Below are 15,781 nucleotides of genomic sequence, written 5' to 3'. Positions count from 1 at the left end.
TCACCGCCGTCCCCCTCCCTCTAGACGCTGGCGCCGTGCGCGCAGCGCGCGAAAGCGCCTGGCCGATGCCGCCTGCGCGACCACAGCCGGACCCTCGTCCGGGGGAACGCCGTCACGGATCAGCATTGCCTGCGCCGCCACCGTGGTGTGAGAGAACAGAGCAACGACCGAGAGCCGAACTCCCGCATGTCGCTCAAGGGCGTTCTGAAGCTCGAAGAGCTTGACCGAGTGGCCGCCCAGATCGAAGAAATTCACCCCGGTCGGAACGTCTTTCCGCTTCAGTACCTCGGCCCACGCGGCGGACACCCGTCCAGTCGTGTCGTCCGTGGGGGCGGCGGCTCCATCCTCTGTCTGGGAGTCCGGACGGGTCTCTGCCAGAGCACTGAGGCGTTGTCGGTCGATTTTGCCGTTGACATTCACAGGAAACCGATCGAGCACGTGAATCCAGTCCGGAACCATGGCTTGCGGCAGCCTGCGGGCCACATGCGCGCGGATGGATTCTGGAGAAGTGTCAGGAGGCGACAGGACGAACCCGACAAGCTGGGTCCCCTCCGCGTTCGTCACCACGGCGGCGTCGCTAACTCCTGATGCGGTACGCAGATGAGCCTCGACCGCGCCGAACTCTATCCGGTGACCACGGATCTTGACTTGTTGATCGCGGCGGCCGAGAAATTCCAACTCACCATCGTCGTTCCACCGGGCGAGGTCCCCAGTGCGGTACATCCTGGCGCCCTCGACGTCGGTGAAAGGGTCGCCGATGAAAGCCTGGGCAGTCGCTTCAGGGCGGCCGAAGTACCCTCGCGCCACCCCAGGGCCGCCGATGAACAACTCGCCGCTCACACCGCGTGGGACCGGCTCCAGGCCTCCATTCAGCAGGTAGAGGCGGACTCCAGTCACCGGCCCGCCGATGGATATCGGTCCAGGGGCTTCATAACGGCGGAAGCTGGCCCACACAGTGGCCTCGGTCGGGCCGTACTCATTGACCAGGGCGACTGTCCGGCCGAGCAGGGCGAAATGGCGTTCCACCAATGCCTCAGCCGGCGACTCGCCGGCCACGATCACCGTATCCAGCGCGTCCAGCCGCGTGCCCTGCCGTGCCGTCGCGTCCAACAGTGCGCTGTAGAGCAGTGGCACACAGAGCAGCCGGGTCACCTTCCGGCGTTCCACCAGGCGCGCCAGCCGTTCGGGATCGCGGACTTCATCAGACGCAGCTACGACCAAACATCCCCCCGCGGTCAAGGTCCCCCACACCCCGGCAACCGAGGAATCAAAGGCCAAGGGCGACACAAGCAAGAAGACTGGAGCGCCGGGATACACCGCGCGGCGTGCCCAAGTGGAAGCGGACAGCTGACTGTGCTCGACCAGGACGCCTTTGGGCTCGCCGGTGCTGCCCGAGGTATAGATGATGTAGGCGGCGTCATTGGGCGTCACCGCGGCTGCCGCCGCCGTGCTCTCTTCTCCTTCTCGGGCATTCTCCGCTCGAATGACCGGGCATGTGAGCGTGGGCAGTCGGCCAGACGTGCCCTCTGCGACGATCACGGCAGACACGTCCGCGTCAGCGAACACATCGGCGATCCGCTGATCAGGGTGGGCCGGGTCTGCCGGGACGTACGCGGCACCGGCGTACAGGATGCCGAGCACGGCGGCGATCATTGCGTTCGAAGGTTCGACGAGCACACCGATTCGCTCGCCCCTGCCCGCACCTGCCGCACGGACTGACGCTGCGATGCGCCTGGCCCAGGCGTCGAGCTCGCCGTAGCTCAGCTCGGTGTCCCTGCTTCGGACGGCGACCCTCAGCGGATCACTGCCGGCTATCCGGGCCACGACTGCATGGACCGGGCTGAGTTCGTCGTGTGGAGCGTTCGACGCAAACTTCTGTTCTGGCAAGGTTGTCAAAATTTCCCCGCTAATTCTCGGCTGATGCTGCCGCGGTGCCACCCGGTTCAACTCCAGAAAAGAGAATGCATTCGCACGGACAGGAGTGGCGGGCGAACGTGAGCAGTACACGCTAATCAGACGGTCACTGAACTCCACTGAGACCGGAGAAGATTCACTCTGGCACCCGTTCACCCCGGCGTCAATGCGCGAGAAGGGCCGACGAGGCGGCGCGCAATATGTGTCCAGAAGAGCGCAATAACCGCCAGCCGCGCTTCGCCGGCGACACTTGACGCCGGCTCGCGGACATCGCTAGCCTACTCGATATTCCCATCACGGACGCAGCACTTGAATCCCGTGGATTACTCATAAACCGTCAGGCCGATACTGGGGGATCTTCCATGCGCACTCCCCATACGACGAATCTTTCCCACCTGCTCGATCCCGAACATGCGGCGGAGCCATACTCGTTTTATGCCGAGTTGCGCACTAAATCACCGGTGCAGTGGGATGACTGGATGCAGACCTGGGCGGTGCTCGGCCATCCGGAAATCGTCGATCTCTCGAAGGACAAGCGTCTTTCAGTGGCCAAAATATCGGATTTCCACGAGAGCCTCCCCGAACAGGCCCGCGGCGATATTGCACTGCTGTCTCGCACACTCTCAGACATGATGCTGTTCAATGATCCACCGCATCACACCCGACTACGCCGGCTGATCAGGCCGAGCCTTTCTCCCCGCCTCACCCGGGAACTACGATTTCATGTCCAGGAGTTGGCCGACGAACTGCTCGACAAGGTCCTGCCGAGCGGACGCATGGACATCATTCACGACTTCTCGGAACCGCTCAGCCGTGGCGTCATCGCGAAACTGGCAGGCGTGTCCGACGACGCCACCCACCTCCTGGAGGGCTGGCAGGGGCTGCTGCATGAGTTCTTCACCCAGTCCGACTCCCAGAACGCGCGGATACAGGCACTGAGGGAGTCGTTCGACCGCACTGCCACCGCTCGTCGAAACGGCACGGCCGACGACTTCTTCAGCCGGATGATCAGCCCCCAACTCCGGGCAGCCGACTACACCGAGGACGAAGTCTTCGCCAACCTCCTGCTGCTCATCGACGCGGGGCAGGCGACTACCACACATCTGATCGGGAACGCGGCCCTCGCCCTGTTGAACAACGACGAGCAAACACAACGGCTGCGCAGAGATCCAGAGCTGATCACACCCGCCACGAACGAACTGATGAGATACGACAGTTCGGTCCAGTTCACCACTCGGAAGGCGCTCGCCGACATCGACCTCGGTGAGCACCTGATCCGAGCCGGCCAGTCGGTGACCCTGGTTCTCGGTTCGGGAAATCGTGATCCCCGCCGCTATACCGACCCTGACACATTGGATGTCTCCCGACCGGCCGCTGATCACCTGTCGTTCGGGCACGGCATCCACTACTGCCTGGGCGCCTCACTGGCTCTCACCGAGATCGACGTCGCACTGCGGGCGTTGCTGCGTCGGACCGCCAACTGGAAGTGCGAAGTGGCTGAGCCCGAGTGGCTGGAAAGCATCAACTTCCGCTTCCTTGAATCCCTTCCGATCACTTTTGAGGCAATCGCCTGACTGTGGCATCCGCCTCGACCGAAGGAGAGTGGTCACGCCGTCACGCCGTCACGCCGTCACGTCGTCACGTGTCGGCGTTCAAGGAGAGGGCGGATGCTGCCCTCTCTGCCGGTACTCCGAGGGCGAGCAACCCATGTGCTTCCTGAACACCCGAGCGAAGTTCTCCGGGTTCGGGAAACCACAGAGCCTGCCGACCTGGGATATGGGGTCGCTGCCCGCTGTGAGCAAATGGCGGGCAGCGTCGATGCGTAACCCGGTCAAGTACCGCATGGGCGTCTTTCCCGTGCTGGCAGAGAATCGGCGCAGGAAGTGATACCGGCTGAGACGTGCTTCTCCGGCCAGCTGGTCGAGTGTGATGTTCTCGGACAGGTGCATCTCCATGTAGGCCCGCAGCGTGAGCAGTTGTTCCGAGCTGAGACCTCCCGCACTCGGTGATGGGGAACGGAATGGATGGAGCAGGTATTCGGCCAGGTAGTGGGCTGCACTCAGGGCATAGCGCTCTCCTGCACCTGTCTTTCGGGCGTGAAGCAGCGTTTGCGCCATGGATGCGACATGCGGATCGAAGGCACGCAGTGACTGTAATTCCGAAACATCACGGACAGGAGCGGCGGTGTGGGTGTCCAGCGCTCGCTGAAGGAATTCGGTGGAAAGCTGGATGTAAACGACTTCGAATGGCAGAAGTCTGGGTGGTGTCCTACTGAGCCGGATCAGGTTGTTGGGTGCGACCAGGCAGACCTCTCCGGGCGTGAGCGTGGTACGTCGCCAACCGTGATCGTCTCGACGTTCAATCTGGCACACACCTCGTATGGGCGTGACGATGCCGAACCATTGATCCGACAATTGGTATGTCCAGGTGCCACTGTCGTGCCCAGCGGCTTTCTCTTCCACAACGATTTTCTGAGAGGTTTGGTCTCGCCACGTAATGGTCACGTAGTTTTGCCTTTGCGGGTTCGGGTAAACGAGGAGTGAAAGACACCAGGTTCGTCACAGTTAGAACCGGGCTGAAAAAATTGCCCTCAGTGTCACGCAACGGTCAGCGACACGTAATTGGAGCCGTACTGAGACGGCAAGGGCGGGCCGAAAGGGCTACGACGCGGACCGGGAGTTGGTGCGCGCGTGAGGAGAGGGGGAGGCCTGTGTACGGCTGCCGCATAGAGCGGTATGCGCCCGTACGCCGATTCCAACGGACCGCCGGTGAGGGCCCCTGGGGACGGGTGCCCTCACCGGTTTCTCTGTGCGCAGGCGCTGCCGGGCGGAGGCCGACCGGAAAAACGGGTCAGCTGGTGGGGAAGGTCAGTTGGCACGGCTGGTCAGCCGCAGAAGGGCATCAGCTGGAGAAGGCGACGGCGTCGGCGGGGTCGGCGTGCCGGTTGGTGGCGATGGGCTGGTCGACCAGGACGGTGCTGAGGAGTTCGAGGGTGATGCTCTCGCTGACAGCGTGCTCGGCGGGCGACACGGCAGTGTCAGGGGAGGAGCCGAAGGACGCGGAGGGCAAGACGCCCTTCAGGGTGCGGGAGATACCGGGTCCGGCCTTGGCGGTGAGGAAGGGATAACCGCCCGCCCGCGTCTCCTCGGTGACCGTGAAGGTCAGGTCGTCGGTCACGCAGCCCGGTGCGGCGGCGCTGTGGCTGTCGGCCGTCGCGGCGCCGGTGAGGGCCGGCACGGCGACTGCGGGGAGGGCGAGGCAGGCGGAACGGGCGACAAGGCGCGAACGCAACTGGATCTCCGTGGTGCTGAAGGGTGCGGAAGTGGTTCGTCCAGCGGGTGGCTGGAATGACCGCAGCTTGTTCAGTGATCCGTCCCTCCCGCCACAAATGACGACCACTACGGGACGCTGGAACGCCGAAACATGCTCTGACGAGCACAGATGTCGTGGGTGTGGAACGGGACGCTGGAACGCCGAGACATTGGGACGTCGGGACGCCGATTGCCGAACTCTCTCTGACAAGCTGCTCCGACCAGCCGGACGACCACCGGTCCGAGGATGACCACGAGACGAAGATGAGCCGTGGGCGTAGGCGCAGACAAGCGGGTGGATCCGCCTCACTGCGGTACCGCAGCGAGAACTGCCGCGTAGGCCTGAGGGGCGGCCAGACCCTGCAGCGTCCCCAGGGCCGGAACCGCCGGCACCGCAGCCCCGAGCCTCGCTAACGACCTACGAGACAGTTCCTTTTCACCCATGGGCACGCCTTCCGAGAAAGAGGAGTGAGGAAGCGGCGGACAGTGGTACATCACCGCGGCTGCTCCCCGCTGCTGACCATCACCCTGTTGGGCGCCGCTCACGTCGCGCTCACGTTTGGCTGACGTTCCCGCCAGGCAGGCAACGGACAGCGTCACGGGGTCGTGACCGCGACGAGCTCCCATCCGGACGATCCACGCCACCGGCTATCTCACGGAAGCAGAAGAGGCGGTGGCCGCCGCTGCACTCATCGCGGCGCAATGCCCGGAAGGCGAACCCGTCGACAAGTCCTACGGTCCGGAAACACCTATGCCCGTTTTCCCTTCCGACCTTCGGGAAATCGCCGACGAAGCCCTCGCCCGCATCGCCGGCGACGAGAACGAGCCGGCCGCAAACTGGGTCGACGCAAAGGATTGGAAGCAATGGCGAGCCGTACTCACGCGCCTTCGCGCCGTGCTTGCCCCGCCACCCCCTCAGTCGCTCTATTCGATATCCAGCCATAACGGAGCGACACTCGGCACGGAAGCTGAGCCAGAATCCGTTCTCAGGCTCTGGTTCGCTAGGCAGGCTCTGTCGCCGTTTTGGGCGCAGCATCTGGCGATCGAACCTCGACGCCGTCAGCACGGGCCTCACCCTGCGCTGGAACTCTGGCGTCGTGCAGGGCCGCCTCAACCGGATCAAGGTGGAGGAGCTTTGTTGCTCAAGTCTGGAGCCATGCCAGGGCGGGGGCGAGGGCATCCCGTGTCGGCACGGTTTCGTCCGGCTGGATGGGAGCGTCGCCGTACACACGCCCCACCCGGTCGGCCCTCCCGGACCGCTGTGAGCACGAGCATCGCACCATCACTCAGCTCGATCGCGGCGTTGCCGGTCGCCGGCCCGGCGGTCGGCTCTCCGAAGGTCCGTACGTTTCCCTTGCCCAGGAAGGCGATGAGCGTGGCCTCCGCGGCACTCATCGTTTTGCCGTCGATGAGCACTGCCACGCGTATGTCCGGGACTGCGAGTTGTTAGGGATTGGGCACCGGCGACATCGCTTCCTCGTCGTGGTAGACGATGCCGTGGCACCCGTCGACCAGTCGCCCGCTCGGCAGTGATGCTGCGGTCGTCGCTTCCTCGCCGAAGGCTCCGGCCACGTCATCCGGCGTGAGGAAGAACGTGTGGGGGTCGTTCAGCACGTCGATCGCCTTGCGGATCTGACCGTAGGCGTCTGGCGGGGACGTCGCGTCCGCGATGGCCTCGTACGCTTCCCGCCGAAAGTCTTCCCAGTCCACCTTCCGACGGTTGAGGGCATTCTCCTGGATCAGGGTGAGACCCTGTCTAAAATACTGAAGCAGCGGATCGCTGCCGCCGATGGCGAGTCCCTGCGCGCCGCCGTCCGCTGGGCACTGAGGGCTACCTGACCAGGAGGACCTTGCGCACCCTCCGGGCACACTGCGCCAGTCTCCAACGCGAGCGTCATCACACCCACCGCCACGCAAAGCGCGAACCGTATTGCAACGATCCCAGGTGCAAATCCCGTTGGTCACTGGCCATGAAGCCAACCGGCAAGAACGTCATTCCTCGTTCCAGCCAGCGAGTTCAGCGACGGACGCGGTGGCCATTTCGATCTCGTCGCGCACAGGGGCACAAGATCCACGAAGATCTTCCAGGAATGCTCTTGTGAGCCCAGCTTCCACTTGGTCTCTGTTCAAGTTCCGGACGGAGGCCACGAAGGCTTTCTGAGCATCCTGCTCCAGTTGCTGGAGTCGTCCGACTTCTTCTTCCTCTCCTGCCTCAGTCATGGCGATTCTGCTCCCGCCGAGCTTGAAGTCGAAGCTGCCGAGGATCGTTTCAAGAGTCTGGCCGGACATCTCAGCCCGCGAAGGAGCCGGATTCATGAAAACGGCGATCGCGTTGACTGCAAGCATCGCGGACTGGAGGATGGAGAACCCCTTGGTGCCCGGATCATCAGCCTCGAACGATTCCCCCCTCGCCTCGAACTCCTCCAAGATTTCCAGGAGCTCGTCCTCTTCCACTTCGCCGAGCGGCGCCTTCCAGGCGCTGTCCAGAACGTAGGAGAACCACTCGGCGTCCGAGTCATCGGCAAGGGTGGAGAAAACTCCGCTCCCGCGCTCCGCGCAGGAAAGGCAGAATCCCGCAAGGAATATACTCGGGATCTCGTGAAGTGCGGAGTAGGTCTCCACGTTGCGAGTCAACTTATTCTCCCTTGCTCCAGAACAGCGTGTAAGGCGAGTTCTGCGGCATGTGGCCGCGAATCCCCTGACCCCCTACTTCTACTCCCCGTGCACTGATCTGCGGCAGACAGATGTCGTTGCAGAAGTTGCGCGAAGCTGCTCCGTAAACGGCGTGCTCGTTGGGGCCCAGAGACTTGAGTATACCCTCCTCGGCATGCCCAGGAGCGCGCACGAACGTCTCACCGTCTCGCAATGTCCACGCGCTAGGCATGGGGCCTTCGCCATTAATTCCGATTCGTTTTGTGTATTGCTTGGTCTCTGAATTGAATACCCCGATCACTGAGGTGGTGCCCTTGACGTCGGCCATCCAGTAGTCGTTCCGAAGGGCTTGCAGCTCTTCAGCGCGGTCCAGGGCCAGGAGCGCATCCTGCTGCGTTCCCGGACTGCAGGGTGTGAGACCCAGGGGATCGATCCATACGAATGGATTTCTGACGTAGGTGCACGCGTTTGGTGCCGGTGTCAGCCCCAGAGGGTCGGGGGTGAGATAGCGGGCGGTTTCGGGGTCGTAATGGCGAAAGTAGTTGTAGTGAAGATGTGTCTCTGGGTCGAAGTACTGGCCAGGGAACCGGAGCGGGGTGTACGCGGTACTGGTCGACTCCCAACTGGTCGCCCCCCCAGAGGGTGGTGCGAGTGTGCCAGGCGATGTCCCCTGTTTCGTCGACGAGCTCGGTGGGGGTGCCGACGAGGTCGGTGACGATCGCGAAGAAGCGCGAGTCGATCTCGTCCTGGGGTGCATCGGCCGCGGTGAGGCGTTCCGTCTGGGCAATCGGGCGCATGCCCTGGTGGTCCCAGGTGAGGGTGACCGGGTTCGGCAGCTCTGCTGAGGTGGTGGTCTGCTCGCAGAGGGTGGTGCCGTCCCAAGTGAAGTCGGTGCGCTCGACGACTGTTTCCCCGTCGGCCGCTATCTGGAGTTTCGCTGTGCGTCGGCCGAAGGGGTCGTAGGTGTAGCGCCAGAGGGTGCCGTCCGGGGTGACCACCGACACCAAGTGGTCTTCTGCGTCCCAGGTGTAGCGCCATGTGTCCGGTTTGCGGGATAGGCGGCGCTTTTGGCGCAGGGTGATGCGTCCGGCAACGTCGTGTTCGTAGCGGATGTGACCGGCGCGGGTGATGCGGGTGCCGGTGTAGGTGCGCGGTCCGGTGGCCTCCTGATCGAAGTGAGTGGAGGGCCAGGTGGCGTGGGTCTGGTTGCCGGCCTCGTCGTAGGCATAGGTTTCGGCCCAGTCGGTGGCGTGGACCGCGGTGACACGGCCCGCAGCGTCGGGCTCGAAGCGGCGGGAGCCGTTGAGCTGGTCGTGGACGGCGGTCGGAAAGCCGTCGGCCCGGTAGGTGTAGGTGCGCTGCTGGATCGTGGCGCCGATGGCGTGGGTGACGGTGTGGTTGGTCAGGCGACCGAGGGGGTCGAAAGTGCTGGCCAGAGTGAGGTGGTCGCCAATGCGGCGGGACAGTTCGCGTCCGGCCGCATCGTGCTCGGAAGTAAGGGTGCGGCCCGCGGTGGTCAGATGAGTGCGGTTGCCGGCGGCGTCATAGGCGTAGGTGCTGGTCGCGCCGGTGGGGGTGGTGCGAGAGGCAGGGCGACCCAGGAGGTCGTACGCGTAGGTAGTGGTGCGGCCGTTGACGGTTTCGGCCAGCAGGCGGCCAGCAGCGTCGTAGCGAAGGTTCAGCGCGGCGTCGGGGCCTTGGGCCTCCGTCAGCCGGCCTGCGGAGTCGTAGGAGTAGACGATGGTGCCGTCCGCATCCTTGGTGAGCGTCCGGCCCATCGGGTCGCGTTCGTAGCGGATGGTCCGTCCGGCCGGGGTGGTTTTGGCGGTGAGCCGACCTGCCCCATCGTGGGCGTAAACGAGGCGCGGCCGTCAAAGTCTGTCTCCCCGACCAGGCGGCCTGCGGGGTCGAACGTGTAGTTCCAGGTGGCGCCGTGTGGGTTGGTGACCTGGGTGAGGCGGAGTTCCGTGTCGTGCGTGAAGGTGTAGCGCACGCCGTCGGGGTCGGTGCGGGCTGCGAGCAGGTCGAAGTGGGTGTACTCGAAGTATGAGATGCCGCCCAGTACATCGGTGTGCTTGGTGCAGTTGCCCTCGCCGTTGTACTGCCAGGACTCACGGGTGCCGTCGGGGTTGGTGCGGGAGGTGAGTTTGCCCTCTACGGTCCAGGTCAGGCGGGTTACCGCGCCCAGCGGGTCGCTCAGGGCGACGGGCCGGCCGAACTGGTCGCGCTCGTAGGTGATGCGGGCGCCGAGTGGGTCGGTGATCTCGACCGGGAGTCCAGCTGCATTGGCACGTATCTGCAGCGTGTTGCCCAAGGCGTCGGTGACGCTGGCCAGATGGCCCGCCGTTGTGAAGGAGTAGCGGGTGGTGGCCGCGGCCGGGTCGGTCAGCTGCGTGCGGTTGCCGTGGGCGTCGTATGTGTGATGCCACTGGGCGCCATCAGGCTCGCTGACCGTCGTGGGCAGCCCGAGCTCGTTGTACTCGGTGCATGTTTCACTTCCGTCCGAGTGACGTACGGAGGTGATCCGGCCCTGCTCGTCGTAGGTGTAGCGGGTGGTGTGGCCGAGGGCGTCGGTGATCGCGGTGAGCCGGTGCTCGGTGTCCCACTCCTGGAACGTGGTCTGCCCGAGCGGGTCGGTCTTGCGGATCAGGCGCAGGGCTTCGTTGTGCTCGTAACGGGTGGTGTGACCGAGGGAGTTGGTGACTGCGGTGGCGCGTGTGGCGTCGTCGTAGGCAAGAGTTCCAGAGAGGAAGCCACCGCTTCCCTCGGTGCGGACGACTCGGCCCTGCTGGTCGTAGGTGTACGCATACGTGGTGTCATTGCGGTCCGTCCACGTGGTGATGCGCCCCTCGGCGTCGTAGGTGAACCGAGTCGGTAGGCCGGAGGAGTTGGTGACCTCGGTCAGGTCGCCCTGAGCGTTGTAGCCGTAGGAGACGAGGACTGTTCCTCGGCCTTCGGGGTGCGCCGGATCGAGCAGACGTAGGGCGGAGACGCGGGGCAAATCGCGGTGGTGGTCGACGGCGATGCGGTAGCCGCCGCAGTGGGCAACCTCCTCCGGAACTCCGTCGGCGGTGTAGTGGATGGTGATGCGCTGGCCGTTCCGGTCAACGATCGCCTGAAGGGGCAGATCGACCGCCTGCCCGTCATCGGCGGGATGCGGGAGTGGAAGACGTACGCGTGCCCGGTGTCGGGGTCGGTGAGACGCAGGGCGCCGTCGACGTTGGTGTCCCAGGTCAGGGGTATTCGGGGACCGAGCTCGGGGTAGACAGGATCGTTTCTGTCCGGGATGGGGAGTGGGTACGTCAACCGGGCACCGTCGGGTGCGGCGTAGCTGATCCCGTCTTCGTCGATCTGGAGGCGCTGGTCGAGGGTGGAGGCCCAGCTGGGGCCGAACCAGCCGCCCCAGCGGTAGGACGACAGGTGAGTCCGTTCCAGTACCAGGGGCAGGACGCCGGGCAGTTCGACGTCGGTCTGAGGCAACAGCATGTCGCCGGTTGCCACATCGATCGGGTCCAGATCGCACTTCTTGAGCGCGGCCCGGATGGAGGCGGGCAGTTTCTCCCACTCCGAGGGGCGCAGCTTGAGCCGGGACAGGCCCGACCCGTCGAGCCCCAGCTTCTTGCCGAGCTTGGCGAGTTCGCTGGGCTTGAGCCCCGCTCCCAGCCCCGAAGCAAGAACCTGCTGGTACTCCGAACACGCGGATCACCACTCTGCTCAACGCCCCCATTCCCCAAAATCGCGGCATCGACGTAAGTCCACACCGCTTGCCACGCGAATGGCATCAGCCGGTCAAATCAGCATTCCTTTCATGGCTGCGCCGCACTCCAAGAGGCGCACTGCGACCCCTCTGCGTGTGGCCAGCCGTGAGCCTTCTCGCGTAAGGCCGCAGATCATAGTTCGTCGCGCATAAACAGGACCAAGCCCGCGGCGCCGCCGTGAGTCATGGATCAGTGCTCCCGATCGGTCAGCTTCAGACGGTCAGTAAGCGAAGCGAAACCGCTACCGCCGCTCGTAACGCGGGCGGTACTGGGCCTCCCACCAGCACACACGCCAGAGGGCAGTCGACCTGACTACTTGCCAGTAAGGTCAGCAAAGGGTCAGCAAGCGTCCGATAGGACCTGGTCACACGTGCCGACACATGCGAGCCGCAGCCCGTCTCCGCGACCGTCCCATCGCAGCTCGACCGAGTCCTTCCGGCGCCTCCCGCCACCAGAATTCGACAACCTCCCCCTACGTCTCGGCGACCGTCAACGCCAGACACATAACCCCAGCTCAGCGCACCCTCCCCCGCGGCTTCAGCGCCACCGGTGGCAGTTCCGGCGCGGGCAGTGACGCGCCGTCGTAACCCTTTACCTCGCCGAAGCGGGAACCCGTCATCCAGGCACCCCGCGCCTGCTCGATCTCCTCATGGCTTCTGCCCACGAAGTTCCACCACATGATCAGCTCCTCCTCGAACGGCTCGCCTCCCAGGAGCATCAGGGCCGCGTCCGAGTCCGCGCGCAGGGGGAGTTCCGTGCGGCCGCAGCCGAGGTAGAGCATCGAGCCGGGGAGTACGGGGACGCCGTCGACGTGCGTTTCGCCCGACATGGCGAGGACCGCGTACTCGAAGTCCCGTTCCAGGGGGAGGCTTACGTCCGCGCCGCGGGAGAGGGCGAGGTCCGCGCCGACGATCGGTGTGTACGTCGTGCCCGGTGACGTCGAGCCGTCCAGGGTGCCCAGGAGGAGCGTCGCGATCAGGCCCGGGGCCGTGATCTGCGGGAGCTCCGCGTGGTGTTCGAAGTGCGGGTCCGTGTGGCGGTCGCTGTCCGGCAGGGCCACCCACAGCTGGGCGCCGTGCAGGAAGCGGGCGTGCGGGCGGGGGCTCTCCTCGGAGTGGGAGATCGCGCGGCCCGAGGTCATGAGGCCCAGCTCGCGGGGGCGGATCGTCCGCCGGCTGCCGGTGGAGTCGCGGTGCAGCACCTCGCCGTCGTGCAGCCAGCTGACGGTCTGCAGGCCCATGTGCGGGTGGGGCGGCACCTGCATGCCGGGCTCGTCGGCGATGTCGTCGGGGCCGTAGTGATCGACGAAGCACCAGGCTCCCACCATACGGCGTCCGAGGTTCGGCAGCAGGCGGCGGACCTCGGTGGACTCGCCGAGTGTGACCCGGCGCGGGCTGAGGAGTTCCCGTACCGGTTCCGCGACGACGAATCCCCGGCCGCCGCACAGGGAGGGAACCGCTTCGCGATCAAGATTGCTCATGCCGCACAACCTAGCCCCGTGGGCGCTCGGGAGGCAGACGGCTATCCGCCAGCCCCCGTGTCCGGTACCCCTGTGTGCCCCTGGGAACAGTCGTGGAATATTCAACTACAGGGGCTCGTTGCAGGTCACCAAGGAGGAACAATGACCTACTACGACCACGGGACCGCGGCCGAGCGCTGGGAGCGCGCGCAGCTCTTCTTCGACGCCAAGGAGTACGCCACGGCGGCCCGCATCCTCGACACCCTGGCCGACGAGGCGCCGGAGCAGGTCGCCCCGCGTCTGCTGCTCGCCCGCGCCTACTACCACTCCGCCCAACTGGGGCGCGCCGAGACCGCGTTGCGCAAAGTGATCGAGCTCGACCCGGTCGAGAGCTACGCCCGGCTCATGCTCGGGCGCACGCTGCAGCGGCAGAACCGCGCCGACGACGCGGCTCTCCACCTGCGCATGGCCGCCGCGCTGAACGGGGACTTCGCGGGGGTGTGAGCCGGAGCAGCGCATCGGCGGCTCCGTCTTTCAGCCGTACGGTCTTCGGCTCACGTCCACAGGGCCTCGGCGGCGGCCATCCCCACGAACGCCGCGCCGAGGCCCGCCGCCACGCTTCCCAGCGCGTTGGCCGCCGCACGGAACCGCCAGCCGCTCTCGGCGAGCCGCAGGGTCTCGTACGAGAAGGTCGAGTACGTCGTCAGCGCCCCGCACAGTCCCGTGCCCAGGAACAGCTGGACGTGCGACGACGCGGCGCCCGCCACGACCGCGCCCGTCAGCACGCCGAGGATCAGGCAGCCCGCGACGTTGACGGTCAGGATGCCCCAGGGGAAGTCGGTGCCGTACCGCTTGCGCACGGCCACGTCGGTCAGGTGGCGCAGGGGCGCGCCGATCATGCCGCCGACGATCACGAGCAGCCAGTTCATGCCCGCCTCCCCACCACTGCCCGGCGCGTCGTCCACGCCGCGGCCCACACCGCCGCGAGCGCCGCGACCAGGGTCAGGGCCAGGTAGGCCAGGCCCGTGCGGACGTGGCCACCGCGTACGAGGCGTTCGATGTCCACCGCGTACGTCGAGAACGTGGTGAAGCCGCCGAGGAAGCCCGTGCCGAGGAACGGTCGCGCCAAGGGGTGGGCCGTCCGCACCTCCGTGATCAGCACCATGAGGACGCCGATCGCGGCGCAGCCCGCGACGTTCACCATCAGGGTCGTCCAAGGGAAGCTTCCGGGGGCTGTCGGCCACTCCAACGACAGCGCGTACCGGGCCGCCGCGCCCATACCGCCGCCCGCGGCCACCACCGCGACGACCTTTCCTTCGTCCCGCGTCAACGTTCCTCCTACTCGCCGGCGCCCCTCGCGGGGCGCGCTCGTTCGCAAGTAGGGACCGTTGGCGGCGTCGTCGCCGCGGTTCGGGTACGGCGAGCCCCACCGCCGCGCGGCGTACCCGGGGCGGGCACAGGTGTCTGGTCCGGCCGCCGGAAGATCGTCGCTTCGTCCAGGTTAACCGGCGCGGAGGGGCGCCGCGTCGTCAGGCCCAGGAGGAGTGCAGAGCCTCTCCCTCCTCATCACCCCACGTCGCGGAAGCAGCCGATCAGAGCGTCCACGGTGTCCTGGAGGCGGTTCTCCCCGCGGTGGGCTGCCCGCTGCCGTTCGGCGCCCGTGCCGCGCGCGCGGAGCCGGGCCCAGGCGGCCCGGATCCAGGCGTCGTCCCCGTTGTCCTCCAACGCCGGGCGGACGTGCGCGTAGAGGCGCTCGGCCAGGACCTGAGCGGGCCGGAGCCGTTGGGTGTGCGCGTCGAGTCCCTGGCCGCGCAGGCCGTCACGGGCCGCCCGCCAGTACGCCGCCCGCAGCACCTCCGGCGCGGGGTTCACGACCGGCTCGCCGGCGTGGGCGGCGCGCAGTTCCGTCAGCGCCAGCGCCCGTACCAACGCCGCGTACAGGACCGTCTCCCCCGCGGTCATCTGCGCGTCCGCCACGCGGATCTCCAGCGTCGGCACATGCGCCGAGGGCCGTACGTCCCAGTAGAGGCCCCCCTGGTCCATGACCGCCCCGGCGGCGTGCAGGTGGCCCACCAGTTCCTCGAAGTGCGCCACGGAGTCGAAGTACGGTGGTGGTCCGGACACCGGCCAGCGCGCCCAGGACAGGGTCCGCCAGCTCGCGTAGCCGGTCCACCGGCCCGCCCAGTACGGGGAGTTCGCGGTGAGCGACACCAGCACCGGCAGCCACGGCCGCAGCCTGTTGCTCACCTCCAGGGCCACCGCCCGGTCCGCGATGCCCACGTGGACGTGGCAGGCGGCCGCGCACTGCTCGTCGTCCAGTGCGCGGAACTCCGCCAGGCTGTCGGCGTAGCGCGGCCCTGCGGTGAGTGGAAGCGGTTGTACCTCCCCCAGGACCGGTGCGCCGGACGACACGACCGCGAGGCCCTGCTCCCGCGCCGCGTCCGCGACCGCGCGGCGCATGGCGTTGATGTCGTCGGCGAGATCGGCCAGGCGGGTGTGCGGGGCCGTTCTCGCCTCCACCTGGAACCGGGTGATCTCGTCGCCCACCCGTTCCCTGCCGAGCCGCTCGGCGGCCAGAGCGGCCACCCGTGCGCCGTACGGCCGTACCTCGCGCGACTCCCTGTCGACGACGAGGTACTCCTCCTCCACCCCGAACGACATGCGCCCCTCGGCCCTCATGGACGTGA

At 66.3% G+C, this 15,781-nt stretch carries 14 protein-coding genes and 2 pseudogenes; 3 read left to right on the top strand and 13 right to left on the bottom strand.

Annotated features, from left to right (window positions below):
* Nucleotides 1-1,887: a non-ribosomal peptide synthetase gene (locus AC07DO_RS37455; RefSeq protein ID WP_479066552.1), complete on the bottom strand. Its 1,887-nt coding sequence runs from the start codon at nt 1,885-1,887 to the stop codon at nt 1-3.
* A 389-nt stretch (nt 1,888-2,276) separates the two neighbouring features.
* On the opposite strand from AC07DO_RS37455, the gene AC07DO_RS37450 reads away from it, so the two are divergent.
* Nucleotides 2,277-3,488: a cytochrome P450 gene (locus tag AC07DO_RS37450; protein WP_479066550.1), complete on the top strand. Its 1,212-nt coding sequence runs from the start codon at nt 2,277-2,279 to the stop codon at nt 3,486-3,488.
* Nucleotides 3,489-3,566: 78 nt separating this feature from the next.
* Here the strand turns inward: AC07DO_RS37450 and AC07DO_RS37445 are convergent, their stop codons facing one another.
* Nucleotides 3,567-4,376 carry a helix-turn-helix domain-containing protein gene (locus AC07DO_RS37445; protein WP_479066548.1) on the bottom strand — a complete coding sequence of 270 codons (810 nt, stop codon included), beginning with the start codon at nt 4,374-4,376 and terminating at the stop codon, nt 3,567-3,569.
* Between the two features lie 439 nt (nt 4,377-4,815).
* Complete coding sequence (locus AC07DO_RS37440) at nt 4,816-5,205, bottom strand: DUF4232 domain-containing protein (RefSeq protein WP_479066546.1); 390 nt, start codon at nt 5,203-5,205, stop codon at nt 4,816-4,818.
* Nucleotides 5,206-5,898: 693 nt separating this feature from the next.
* Here AC07DO_RS37440 and AC07DO_RS37435 point away from each other — a divergent pair.
* Nucleotides 5,899-6,039: pseudogene (locus tag AC07DO_RS37435) on the top strand (DUF4259 domain-containing protein); the annotation flags it as partial.
* A 305-nt stretch (nt 6,040-6,344) separates the two neighbouring features.
* Here AC07DO_RS37435 and AC07DO_RS37430 read toward each other — a convergent pair.
* The 7 genes and pseudogenes from AC07DO_RS37430 to AC07DO_RS37400 form a co-directional block, all read right to left on the bottom strand.
* Complete coding sequence (locus tag AC07DO_RS37430) at nt 6,345-6,647, bottom strand: S41 family peptidase (RefSeq protein ID WP_479066544.1); 303 nt, start codon at nt 6,645-6,647, stop codon at nt 6,345-6,347.
* Nucleotides 6,648-6,671: 24 nt separating this feature from the next.
* Complete coding sequence (locus AC07DO_RS37425) at nt 6,672-6,935, bottom strand: hypothetical protein (RefSeq protein ID WP_479066543.1); 264 nt, start codon at nt 6,933-6,935, stop codon at nt 6,672-6,674.
* A 282-nt stretch (nt 6,936-7,217) separates the two neighbouring features.
* The gene (locus AC07DO_RS37420) at nt 7,218-7,847 is read right to left on the bottom strand and encodes a hypothetical protein (protein ID WP_479066541.1); all 630 of its coding nucleotides are present in this window, start codon (nt 7,845-7,847) and stop codon (nt 7,218-7,220) included.
* Between the two features lie 13 nt (nt 7,848-7,860).
* Nucleotides 7,861-8,205 (bottom strand): hypothetical protein, encoded by a 345-nt coding sequence (locus AC07DO_RS37415; RefSeq protein ID WP_479066679.1) that lies wholly within the window; start codon nt 8,203-8,205, stop codon nt 7,861-7,863.
* 75 nt (nt 8,206-8,280) lie between these two features.
* Nucleotides 8,281-10,839, bottom strand: a pseudogene (locus AC07DO_RS37410) (RHS repeat-associated core domain-containing protein); the annotation flags it as partial.
* Complete coding sequence (locus tag AC07DO_RS37405; protein ID WP_479066539.1) at nt 10,779-11,363, bottom strand: DUF6531 domain-containing protein; 585 nt, start codon at nt 11,361-11,363, stop codon at nt 10,779-10,781. The pseudogene AC07DO_RS37410 and the gene AC07DO_RS37405, both read right to left, overlap by 61 nt.
* A 786-nt stretch (nt 11,364-12,149) precedes the next feature.
* On the bottom strand, nt 12,150-13,115 hold the full coding sequence (locus AC07DO_RS37400; protein WP_479066537.1) for a pirin family protein: 966 nt from the start codon (nt 13,113-13,115) through the stop codon (nt 12,150-12,152).
* Nucleotides 13,116-13,256: 141 nt separating this feature from the next.
* On the opposite strand from AC07DO_RS37400, the gene AC07DO_RS37395 reads away from it, so the two are divergent.
* Nucleotides 13,257-13,598, top strand: coding sequence for a tetratricopeptide repeat protein (locus AC07DO_RS37395; protein ID WP_479066536.1), 342 nt, complete (start codon nt 13,257-13,259; stop codon nt 13,596-13,598).
* Between the two features lie 50 nt (nt 13,599-13,648).
* Here AC07DO_RS37395 and crcB (AC07DO_RS37390) read toward each other — a convergent pair whose 3' ends face one another.
* The 3 genes from crcB (AC07DO_RS37390) to AC07DO_RS37380 form a co-directional block, all read right to left on the bottom strand.
* On the bottom strand, nt 13,649-14,023 hold the full coding sequence (gene crcB / locus AC07DO_RS37390) for a fluoride efflux transporter CrcB (protein WP_479066534.1): 375 nt from the start codon (nt 14,021-14,023) through the stop codon (nt 13,649-13,651).
* A complete protein-coding gene (crcB, locus tag AC07DO_RS37385) occupies nt 14,020-14,373 on the bottom strand; it encodes a fluoride efflux transporter CrcB (protein ID WP_479066673.1) in 354 nt (117 codons plus the stop codon). Before crcB (AC07DO_RS37385) ends, crcB (AC07DO_RS37390) begins: the two co-directional genes overlap by 4 nt.
* A 287-nt stretch (nt 14,374-14,660) precedes the next feature.
* Nucleotides 14,661-15,773 carry a carboxylate-amine ligase gene (locus AC07DO_RS37380; protein WP_479066532.1) on the bottom strand — a complete coding sequence of 371 codons (1,113 nt, stop codon included), beginning with the start codon at nt 15,771-15,773 and terminating at the stop codon, nt 14,661-14,663.
* Between the last annotated feature and the right edge of the window lie 8 nt (nt 15,774-15,781).

This window comes from Streptomyces sp. NPDC045678 (assembly GCF_056432085.1).
This window is presented reverse-complemented; position numbering and strand designations above follow the sequence as displayed.

Coding starts and splice junctions, on each gene's coding strand:
- AC07DO_RS37450 (WP_479066550.1), top strand. CDS start 2,277: ATGCGCACTCCCCATACGACGAATCTTTCCCACCTGCTCGATCCCGAA.
- AC07DO_RS37415 (WP_479066679.1), bottom strand. CDS start 8,205: ATGGCCGACGTCAAGGGCACCACCTCAGTGATCGGGGTATTCAATTCA.
- AC07DO_RS37405 (WP_479066539.1), bottom strand. CDS start 11,363: ATGCTGTTGCCTCAGACCGACGTCGAACTGCCCGGCGTCCTGCCCCTG.
- AC07DO_RS37400 (WP_479066537.1), bottom strand. CDS start 13,115: ATGAGCAATCTTGATCGCGAAGCGGTTCCCTCCCTGTGCGGCGGCCGG.
- AC07DO_RS37395 (WP_479066536.1), top strand. CDS start 13,257: ATGACCTACTACGACCACGGGACCGCGGCCGAGCGCTGGGAGCGCGCG.
- crcB (WP_479066534.1), bottom strand. CDS start 14,023: ATGAACTGGCTGCTCGTGATCGTCGGCGGCATGATCGGCGCGCCCCTG.
- crcB (WP_479066673.1), bottom strand. CDS start 14,373: ATGGGCGCGGCGGCCCGGTACGCGCTGTCGTTGGAGTGGCCGACAGCC.
- AC07DO_RS37380 (WP_479066532.1), bottom strand. CDS start 15,773: ATGAGGGCCGAGGGGCGCATGTCGTTCGGGGTGGAGGAGGAGTACCTC.